This is a genomic window from Streptomyces sp. IBSBF 2435 (genome assembly GCF_036815005.1).
Classification (GTDB): domain Bacteria; phylum Actinomycetota; class Actinomycetes; order Streptomycetales; family Streptomycetaceae; genus Actinacidiphila.
This window is the reverse complement of sequence record NZ_JAJSYW010000231.1, coordinates 1-9,348: the sequence shown is the minus strand read 5'-3', so window position 1 is coordinate 9,348 and position 9,348 is coordinate 1. Positions and strand designations below refer to the sequence as shown.

General features: G+C 72.8%; 7 protein-coding genes and 1 pseudogene. 2 read left to right on the top strand and 6 right to left on the bottom strand.

Annotation, left to right across the window (positions count from 1 at the left end; genetic code table 11):
• Position 1: 1 nt before the first annotated feature.
• A pseudogene (locus V7E46_RS34010) lies at positions 2–187 on the top strand (hypothetical protein); the annotation flags it as partial.
• A 196-nt stretch (positions 188–383) separates the two neighbouring features.
• Here the strand turns inward: V7E46_RS34010 and V7E46_RS30075 are convergent.
• From V7E46_RS30075 to V7E46_RS30055, 5 genes are all read right to left on the bottom strand, one after another.
• Positions 384–1,670, bottom strand: coding sequence for a geranylgeranyl reductase family protein (locus V7E46_RS30075; protein WP_333771373.1), 1,287 nt, complete (start codon positions 1,668–1,670; stop codon positions 384–386).
• 137 nt (positions 1,671–1,807) lie between these two features.
• A complete protein-coding gene (locus V7E46_RS30070) occupies positions 1,808–3,454 on the bottom strand; it encodes a zinc ribbon domain-containing protein (protein WP_333771372.1) in 1,647 nt (548 codons plus the stop codon).
• A 110-nt stretch (positions 3,455–3,564) separates the two neighbouring features.
• The gene (locus tag V7E46_RS30065) at positions 3,565–4,272 is read right to left on the bottom strand and encodes a demethylmenaquinone methyltransferase (protein ID WP_333771371.1); all 708 of its coding nucleotides are present in this window, start codon (positions 4,270–4,272) and stop codon (positions 3,565–3,567) included.
• A gap of 72 nt (positions 4,273–4,344) precedes the next feature.
• Positions 4,345–5,535, bottom strand: a complete 1,191-nt coding sequence (gene mqnC, locus V7E46_RS30060) for a cyclic dehypoxanthinyl futalosine synthase (protein ID WP_333771370.1) — start codon at positions 5,533–5,535, stop codon at positions 4,345–4,347.
• Between the two features lie 104 nt (positions 5,536–5,639).
• A complete protein-coding gene (locus V7E46_RS30055; protein ID WP_333771369.1) occupies positions 5,640–6,506 on the bottom strand; it encodes a menaquinone biosynthetic enzyme MqnA/MqnD family protein in 867 nt (288 codons plus the stop codon).
• A 300-nt stretch (positions 6,507–6,806) separates the two neighbouring features.
• Between V7E46_RS30055 and V7E46_RS30050 the strand changes: the two genes are divergently transcribed.
• Positions 6,807–7,010 (top strand): cold-shock protein, encoded by a 204-nt coding sequence (locus V7E46_RS30050; RefSeq protein WP_033177709.1) that lies wholly within the window; start codon positions 6,807–6,809, stop codon positions 7,008–7,010.
• A gap of 140 nt (positions 7,011–7,150) precedes the next feature.
• Here V7E46_RS30050 and V7E46_RS30045 read toward each other — a convergent pair whose 3' ends face one another.
• Positions 7,151–9,052 (bottom strand): AMP-dependent synthetase/ligase, encoded by a 1,902-nt coding sequence (locus tag V7E46_RS30045; RefSeq protein WP_333771368.1) that lies wholly within the window; start codon positions 9,050–9,052, stop codon positions 7,151–7,153.
• Positions 9,053–9,348 lie beyond the last annotated feature (296 nt).

Below are 9,348 nucleotides of genomic sequence, written 5' to 3'. Positions count from 1 at the left end.
GATGAGTACGGCGGGGTCGGGCGGGGCGTGGTCGGGCGAGGTCTTCCAGCCTCTCGACGCGGACGATCCGGTGTCGGTGGGAACCTACCGGCTGGCGGCGAAACTCGGGGCCGGCGGGATGGGGAAGGTCTACCTGTCCCACACCCCGGCGGGGCGGCCGGTCGCCATCAAGCGGCGCAAGACGGAGGGATACGGCGGGCACCCGATGGCCCTGGACGTCTACCGGCGCCCGCCCGGCCGTGTCGCCGAACAGGCCGCGCGCGCCGGGCTGGTGCTGGACGCCACGCTGCTGCGCGAGCTGGCGGGACCTGGCGGCCCGCAGGCCTGCCTGCTGCTGCACAAGGCGTGAGCCGCAGGGCGCGAGCCGCGAGGCGTGAGGTCCGTCAGGCGCGCGGGGTGATCTTCGTCAGGCCGTTGATGACGCGGTCCATCGCGTCGCCGCCGGTCGGGTCGGTGAGGTTGGCCAGCAGCTTGAGCGCGAAGCGCATCAGCATCGGGTGGGTCAGGCCGCGTTCGGTGCACAGCTGGAGCACCTTGGGGTTGCCGATCAGCTTCACGAAGGCGCGGCCGAGCGTGTAGTAGCCGCCGTAGGTGTCCTTGAGGACCTTCGGGTAGCGCTGGAGGGCGAGTTCGCGCTGCGCGGGGGTGGCGCGGGCGTGCGCCTGGACGATCACGTCGGCGGCGAGCTGGCCCGATTCCATCGCGTAGGCGATCCCCTCGCCGTTGAAGGGGTTGACCAGGCCGCCCGCGTCGCCGACCAGCAACAGGCCGCGGGTGTAATGCGGTTGGCGGTTGAAGGCCATCGGAAGGGCGGCGCCGCGGATCGGCTGCGTCATGTTCTCCGGGGTGTAGCCCCAGTCCTCGGGCATCCCGGCGACCCAGGCCTTGAGGACTTCCCGCCAGTCCAGCTCGCGGAAGGCGGCGGAGGAGTTGAGGATGCCCAGACCCACGTTGGAGGTGCCGTCGCCGAGGCCGAAGATCCAGCCGTAGCCGGGCAGTTGGCGCGGCTGGTCGCCGCGCCGGTCCCACAGCTCCAGCCAGGACTCCAGGTAGTCGTCCTCGTGCCGCGGCGAGGTGAAGTAGGTCCGCACCGCGACGCCCATCGGGCGGTCCTCGCGCCGGTGCAGGCCCATCGCGAGCGACAGCCGGGTGGAGTTGCCGTCGGCGGCGACGACCAGCGGGGCGCTGAAGACCACCGAGGTCTTCTCCTCGCCGAGCTTGGCCTGCACGCCGGTGATACGGCCGGTGCGCTCGTCGGTGATCGGGGCGCCGACGTTGCACCGCTCGTACAGCCGCGCACCGGCCTTGACCGCCTGCTGGGCGAGCAGGTCGTCGAAGTCCTCACGCTTGCGGACCAGGCCGTAGTTCGGGTACGCGGCCAGGTCCGGCCAGTCCATCTCCAGCCGCAGGCCGCCGCTGATGATGCGCAGGCCCTTGTTGCGGAGCCAGCCCGCCTCTTCCGAGATGTCGATGCCCACCGACACCAGCTGCTTGGTCGCCCGCGGCGTCAGCCCGTCGCCGCAGACCTTCTCGCGCGGGAAGGCGGTCTTCTCCAGCAGCAGGACGTCGAGCCCCGCCTTCGCCAGGTAGTACGCGGTCGTCGAACCGGCGGGGCCGGCGCCGACGACGATCACGTCGGCGGTGCGCTCGGACAGGGCGGTGTCAGGCACGGTGGCACTCCCGTTTGCGGCGAGGACGGCTTTGCGGGTCCGGGCTGCGGCCCGGGCTGCCCCCGAGTCTATGAGCAGCCGCCGCCCCGCGGCTCCGGTGGGGCGGTCCGCGCGTCCCGCCGCGCCGTCGGCGGCCGTTACCGGTGCTCGCCCCCGCGCCCGTCGCGGCGGCTCCCGTCGTCGCTCAGCCGCTCCGGCTGGACGATGCCGAGGTCATGGACCTGCTGCGGCTGCGGAGCCTGCGGCGGTACGTACGGGAACGGCGGCGGGGCGTACGGCGACGGCGGTCCGGCCTGGGCCGGCCCTGCGGCCGAGTAGACCGGCGGCGGCTGGGACCCGCCGAGGACGCGGCGCAGGTACGGGGCGGCCAGGACGCCGCCGCAGGACCACAGCAGGGCGAACAGCAGCGTCTCGGGAACGGCGGAGCCGATCGTGTCGCGGGACGAGGCGAGGCCCCCGCCGATGCCGTCCAGCTGGCTCGCGCCGCCGGTCTTGAGGCCGCCGATCGCGACCAGCACGGTGAACATGACGGTGAAGACGCCGGCCACGGCGAACTGCTCCGCCCGGTCCCGGGTGCGCACGGTCGCCAGGAGGCCGATGATCAGCGCGCACAGCGCGCCGCCGATGACGGCGAGCACGGTCGACCAGCCGTCCCAGAAGTGGCTGAGCTGGGACAGGCCGAAGGAGTAGTGGTAGTCGGCCTGGGTGTCCGCCAGGCCCTCGTGGACCTTGAAGGGCGCGCCCCAGCCCAGCGCGAGCCCGGACAGCCCGAGGTTGGGCAGCACGGCGCCGACCAGGACCAGGCCGTCGCCGGTGACGTTGTCGTAGTTGCCGACCGCGACGCAGAAGACGACGACGCTCGCGAGGGCGACGGTGGCCAGCAGGGCGATCAGCGCGGTGCTCACGACCCGCTGGACGGCGGCGAAACGGGTACGCACCGCGGGGCCGTTCAGCACCAGGAGCGCGGTCGCCAGGCTGAGCAGGAAGGACCACAGCAGCACCCGGAAGGGGCCGCTGTGCAGGCTCGCTCCCTGGAGGCTTGGCTGCGCGACGAAGCTCAGGACGGTCGCCGCCGCCGCGCTGAGCAGCGCGACCCTGACCGCCGCCTCGGGGCCGGCCTGGCGGCGGCGCGCCGAGCGCAGCACCAGGACCAGGGCGAGCAGCCACAGCAGCGTGAAGGTCAGCGGGACGACAGAGATCGAGGCCGAAGCCGAGACGTGGGAGCACGCGTCGCCGTAGCGGGCGCCGTCGCCGTAGTCCGAGCCGTCGTAGTAGTCGGAGCCGTCGGAATAGTCCGAGCAGTCGACGTCGTCGCCGAAGGCCCCGCCGTCGCTGGGGTGGATGCTCAGGTGGCCGCCGAGGCCCTGCACGGCCAGCGCGAGGGCGATCCGGCTGCGCACGAACCAGCTGACCGCCGGGCCCCTGAACGCGTGCTGCGACCAGGCGCCCAGACCGCCGGCCGCCACCAGCAGGACGGCCGCGGGCACGAGCGCGGCCGGCACAGCGCCTTTCCAGGGGCCGGCGAAGACCCGGCGCGCGAACAGGGCGGCGGGCGACGGCGCCACCGGGGGCGGGGGCGCGGCCGGATAGCCGGGACCGGCGCCGGGATACGTACCTGTCGGCGCGTAGGCGGGCGGCACGGGCGTGCCGTACGTCGGAGTGGGCGGCGCGGCCGGCGGCGGGGGCGTTGCGGGCGGCGCAGCCGGCAGCTCGCGGCCGCACTTCATGCAGAAGCGGGCGCCGGTGCCGGAGACCGAGTGCCCGCACGCGGGGCAGTACGACATGGGCCACTCCGGGAGTCGGGCGGGGATGCGAGCCTCCCCCGCACAGACACCGCAGCCTAGGGGCCGGGTCCCGCCGGCCGCACCGGAATACCGCAGTCCGCCCGGACCGGTCAACTGCCGGGCGCGGCGGCCTTCCTGGCCCGGTGCAGCGCCACGATCCCGCCGGTCAGATTCCGCCAGGCCACCCCTGACCAGCCCGCACCCTGCAACCGCCCGGCCAGCGCCCGCTGGTCGGGCCACTCGCGGATCGACTCGGCGAGATAGACGTACGCGTCCGGGTTGCTGCTCACCGACTTGGCGACCGGCGGCAGCGCCCGCATCAGGTACTCGGTGTAGACGGTGCGGAAGGGGCGGTACGTCGGGTGGCTGAACTCGCAGATCACCAGCCGCCCGCCGGGCCTGACGACCCGCAGCATCTCGCGCAGGGCGGCGTCGGTGTCGTGCACATTGCGCAGCGCGAAGGAGATCGTGACAGCGTCGAAGACGCCGTCGGCGAACGGCAGCCGGGTCGCGTCCCCCGCGGTCAGCGGCAGCTCGGGGTGCCGCTTCTTGCCCTCGCGCAGCATGCCGAGGGAGAAGTCGCACGGGACGACGGCGGCGCCGGCTGCGGCCAAGGCCAGCGAGGACGTGGCGGTCCCCGCGCCCAGGTCGAGCACGCGCTCCCCCGGCGCGACGTCCAGCGCGTTGGCGACGGCGCGCCGCCACAGGCGGGTCTGGCCGAGCGACATCACGTCGTTGGTCAGGTCGTACTTGGCGGCGACGTCGTCGAACATCGCGGCGACTGCCTGCGGCTGCTTCTCCAGGGATGCACGTGTCACCCCCTCACCTTATGCGCCCCCGCACAGGGGATGTCCCCGCAGGGCACACACGGCGCAGCCGGGGGCGCGAGGTCAGCGGTCGGCGAGGAGTGTGAGTTCGGGGTGGGCGGTGCCGCCGGCGATCGCCGTCGAGGAGAGGTGGGAGACGACGTGGTCGTTGACCGGATCGTCCGCCGGATCCTCGTGGACGACGATGTGCTCGTACGTCGTCGCCCGCTGCGCCGGCACCCGCCCGGCCGCGCGGATCAGGTGGATCAGCTCCATCCGGTTCGAGCGGTGCTTCGCACCGGCCGAGGAGACGACGTTCTCCTCCAGCATGACCGACCCGAGGTCATCCGCCCCGTAGTGCAGCGACAGCTGCCCCACCTCCTTGCCGGTGGTGAGCCATGAGCCCTGGATGTGGGCGACGTTGTCGAGGAAGAGCCGGGCGATGGCGATGATCCGCAGGTACTCGAAGAGGGTGGCCTGCGTCTGGCCCTTGAGGTGGTTGTTCTCCGGCTGGTACGTGTACGGGATGAACGCCCGGAAGCCGCCGGTGCGGTTCTGGACGTCGCGGATCATCCGCAGGTGCTCGATGCGCTCCGCGTTCGTCTCACCGGTGCCCATCAGCATCGTGGAGGTGGACTCGACGCCGAGCCCGTGGGCGATCTCCATGATCTCCAGCCAGCGTTCGCCGGACTCCTTGAGCGGGGCGATGGCCTTGCGGGGCCGCTCCGGGAGGAGTTCCGCGCCGGCGCCGGCGAAGGAGTCGAGGCCGGCGGCGTGGATACGGCTGATGGCCTCCTCCGCGCTGACCCCGGAGATCCGCGACATGTGCTCGACCTCGGACGCGCCGAGGGAGTGGATCACCAGCTGCGGGAACTCCCGCTTGATCGCGGCGAAGTGCTCTTCGTAATACTCGACGCCGTAGTCGGGGTGGTGGCCGCCCTGGAACATGATCTGCGTGCCGCCGAGTTCGACGGTCTCGGCGCACCGGCGCAGGATGTCGTCCAGGCCGCGGCTCCAGCCCTTGCCGGTGTCCTTGGGCGCCGCGTAGAAGGCGCAGAACTTGCACGCGGTGACGCACACGTTCGTGTAGTTGATGTTCCGCTCGATGATGTACGTCGCGATGTGCTCGGTCCCGGCGTAGCGGCGGCGGCGTACGGCGTCGGCGGCGGCGCCCAGCGCGTGCAGAGGGGCGTCGCGGTAGAGGACCAGCGCCTCCTCCGGGCTGATACGGCCGCCGGCTGCGGCGCGCTCGAGGACGGCTGCGATGTCGCTCACCGGGGAAGTCACCGGGGCAGTCCCTTCGGAGGGGGGTCAGGACGGACCCGGCCAGCCTACGCGCAGCCGATGGCCGCACCACCGCCGACCGGGTGGGCCGGGTGCTAGACGCCGGCCGGGGGCAGGAGGGTGACGCGGGACGCGGCGGGGAAGCCGACGCGGCGGGCGAAGTCGGCGATGCCCGCGAGCTGCTCCGGGCCGAGGGAGAAGTCCAGCGTCGTGAAGTAGCGGCGCAGCAGGTCGGAGTCGAAGGCCTCCCAGTGGGCGGCCTGCTCGGCGACCTTCTCGACCTCTTCGAGCGACAGGTCGCGGGAGGCGAGGAAGGCCCGGTGCACGTCGTGGACGGCCTCGGGGTGCGCGGCGAGGTAGTCGCGGCGGACCGCCCAGATCGCGAAGACGAAGGGCAGGCCCGTCCAGTCCTTCCACATCTGGCCGAGGTCGTGCACGTCGAGGCCGAGCCGCGGGGCGTCGTGCAGCGAGGCGCGCAGGGCGGCGTCCCCGATGAGGACGGCGGCCTGCGCCTCCTGCATCATCAGCGCGAGGTCGGGCGGGCAGCGGTAGTAGTCGGGCGCGACGCCGTAACGCTCCGTGAGGAGGAGTTCGGCGAGGCGGACCGACGTCCGGCTGGTGGAGCCCAGCGCGACCCGCTCGCCGCCGAGCCGGTCGAGCGGCAGCTGGCTGACGATGACGCAGGACATCACCGGGCCGTCGCAGCCGACCGCGATATCGGGCAGCGCGACCAGCTCGTCGGCGTGCCGCAGGTACTCCATGAGCGTGACGGGGCCGATGTCCAGGTCACCGTCTATGAGCTGCTTGCTCAGCTTCTCCGGGGTGTCCTTGGTGAGCTGGACGTCGAGCAGCGCGCCGGTTCTGGCCAGGCCCCAGTAGAGCGGGACGCAGTTGAGGAACTGGATGTGGCCGACCCGGGGGCGGGTCGGGCCGCTGCCGTCGGTGTGCGCTGAAGTGTCCACCTGGTGGACGTTACTCCTGGTGTGCGCACCCCCTGCGCAGGCCCCCCGCACGGCTCCCCGCACGCCGCTCCGCGCGGCTCCCGCAGGCCGCTCCCGGGGCACTCGCGCGACCCGTAAAAACGGATCTTGAGACCCTTCCCCGGCCCAGACCCCCCGTGCTACTCTCCTCGCAAGTTGCAGTTTGGTTTCCCTTGCAGTACAGAGCCTGCGGAGCATGTAACCCGCGGGCTTTTGTAGTTTTCAGACTTCGCAGTTGCAGGTTCTGGAGCAGGGCAACCCTTTGGGCCCAAGGAGGGCTTTATGGCTACCGGAACCGTGAAGTGGTTCAACGCTGAAAAGGGCTTCGGCTTCATCGCCCAGGACGGCGGCGGCCCGGATGTCTTCGTCCACTACTCCGCGATCAACGCCTCCGGCTTCCGCTCCCTCGAGGAGAACCAGCCGGTGACTTTCGACGTCACGCAGGGCCCGAAGGGTCCGCAGGCGGAGAACGTCACCCCGAACTAGTCCTCTACTAGTCCGGCCAGACGGCGCATCGCGCCCAGAACCTGCAGTACCAAGGGGCCGCCTCACCTCGGTGAGGCGGCCCCTGCCTTTGTTCCCGGCGTCCTGGCGTCCCGGGGACCCGGCGGCACCGGGCCGCGCCGTCACCGGGTGCGGCGGTACAGCTCCTCGATGTCGGCCGCGAAGTCCTTGGCCACCGCGGCCCGCCGGATCTTCATCGACGGGGTCAGGTGCCCGCCGTCCTCGGTGAAGTCCGCGGCCAGGACCCGGAACCTGCGGATCGACTCGGCCCGCGACACCGACGCGTTGGCGTCGTCCACGGCCCTCTGGAGTTCGGCCAGCAGGTCGTCGTCCGCGACCAGGTCCGCGGGCCGCAGGCCCTCCTTGTGCCGCATCCGCTGCCAGTGCGCGAGGCCGTCCGGCTCCAGGGTGATCAGCGCGGTCACGTACGGGCGGTTGTCGCCGACCACCATGCACTGGCCGACCAGCGGATGGGCGCGCAGCCGGTCCTCCAGCGGGGCCGGAGCGACGTTCTTGCCGCCCGCTGTGATGATGATCTCCTTCTTGCGGCCGGTGATCGTCAGGTAGCCGTCCGCGTCAAGCTCACCGACGTCGCCGGTCGGGAACCAGCCCCCGACGGCCGGGAAGGCGCCCTCGTCGTTCCAGTACCCGGCGAAGATCTGGCCGCCGCGCAGCAGCACCTCGCCGTCGTCCGCGATCCGCACCGCCGTGCCGGGCAGCGGCCAGCCGACCGTGCCGAGCCGCGGGCTCAGCGGCGGCGTCACCGTGGCGGCGGCGGTGGTCTCCGTCAGGCCGTAGCCCTCGAAGACCAGCACACCGGCCCCGGCGTAGAAGGCGGCGAGCCGGGTGCCCAGCGGGGAGCCGCCGCAGATCGCGTACCGCACCTTGCCGCCGAGCGCGGCCCTGATCCGCCGGTAGACCAGCGGGTCGTACAGCGCCCGCGCCAGCCGCAGCCCGAGGCCGGGACCGGGACCCGTGCCGGTCTGCCGGGCGACGGCCGCGGTGCCGTACGCCTGGGCGATGCGGGCCGCCCGGTCGAAGGACGACGCCCGGCCGATCTTCTCGGCGGTGGCGCGGCCGGTGTTGTAGACCTTCTCCAGGACGTACGGGATCGCCAGCAGGAAGGTCGGCCGGAAGCCGGCGAGGTCTTCGAGCAGGTCGTCGGTGGCGATGCTGGGCGCGTGCCCGAGCCGGACCCGGGCCCGCAGGCAGCCGATCGCGACCATCCGCCCGAAGACGTGCGAGAGCGGCAGGAAGAGCAGCGTCGAGGCGGGCTCGCTGCTCACCGAGCGGAAGACGGGGTGCAGCAGCTCGGTGGCGTTGTCGACCTCGGCGAAGAAGTTGCCGTGCGTCAGGATGCAGCCCTTGGGGCGCCCGGTGGTGCCCGAGGTGTAGATCAGCGTCGCGACGGTGTCCGGGGTCATCGCCTGCCGGCGGGACGTGAGGAGCGCGTCGGGCAGCGTACGGCCGTCCGCGGCCAGTTGGTCCACGGCGCCGGTGTCGATCTGCCACAGCTCCCGCAGCGCCGGCAGCCCGGTGCGGGCCGCGCTGATCATCCGGGCCTGTGCCACGTTCTCCACGACGCAGGCGGCGGCGCCGGAGTCGGCGAGGATCCAGGCGCACTGGGACGCGGAGGACGTCGGGTAGATCGGTACGGTGATCAGGCCCGCGGCCCAGCCCGCGAAGTCCAGCAGGGTCCAGGCGTACGAGGTCCTGGCCATCACCGCGAGGCGGTCGCCCGGGCGCAGTCCGGCCGCGACGAGGCCCTTCGCGACCCTGGCGACATCGTCGCGGAAGGCGGCGGCGGTCACGTCCCGCCAGCGGCCGTCCTGGCCCTTCCGGCTCATCACCACGTCGGTGGGGGCGTCGGCGGCGTTCGTGAACGGTATGTCGGCGAGGCTGCCCCGCCGCGGCGGGTCCGCCAACGGCGGGACGGAGGCCTGCACCACCCTTCCGCCTTCGGCGGTGAGCTGGGGTTTCTGCCCGTTGCCCGGCGCGGGCGGCGGTGACTGACGTATTGCCATACGGCGGCTCCTACGTTTCTCGACGGTACGCCCATGCGGCCGTGCGCTTCCCGGGGCCCCTTGCGCCCCCGGGCACTCCCCTGGAGGCCGCCCCTGCGGCGGGCGGCGCGCTTCCCTCCGGGGCCGGTGGTGCCGCGGTGCCCCTGCGGCAAGGGGGCGCCCGCTGGGGGCGCGGGGGACGGCGCGAGCAACCACCCACCGGCCGGTGGTCCGGACCGGACCGGACAGACCCTTTCGGTCGGTGACGGCCCGCGCCCCGGCGGGGGCTGAGCGCGCCGTCCCCCGCGCCCCCGGTG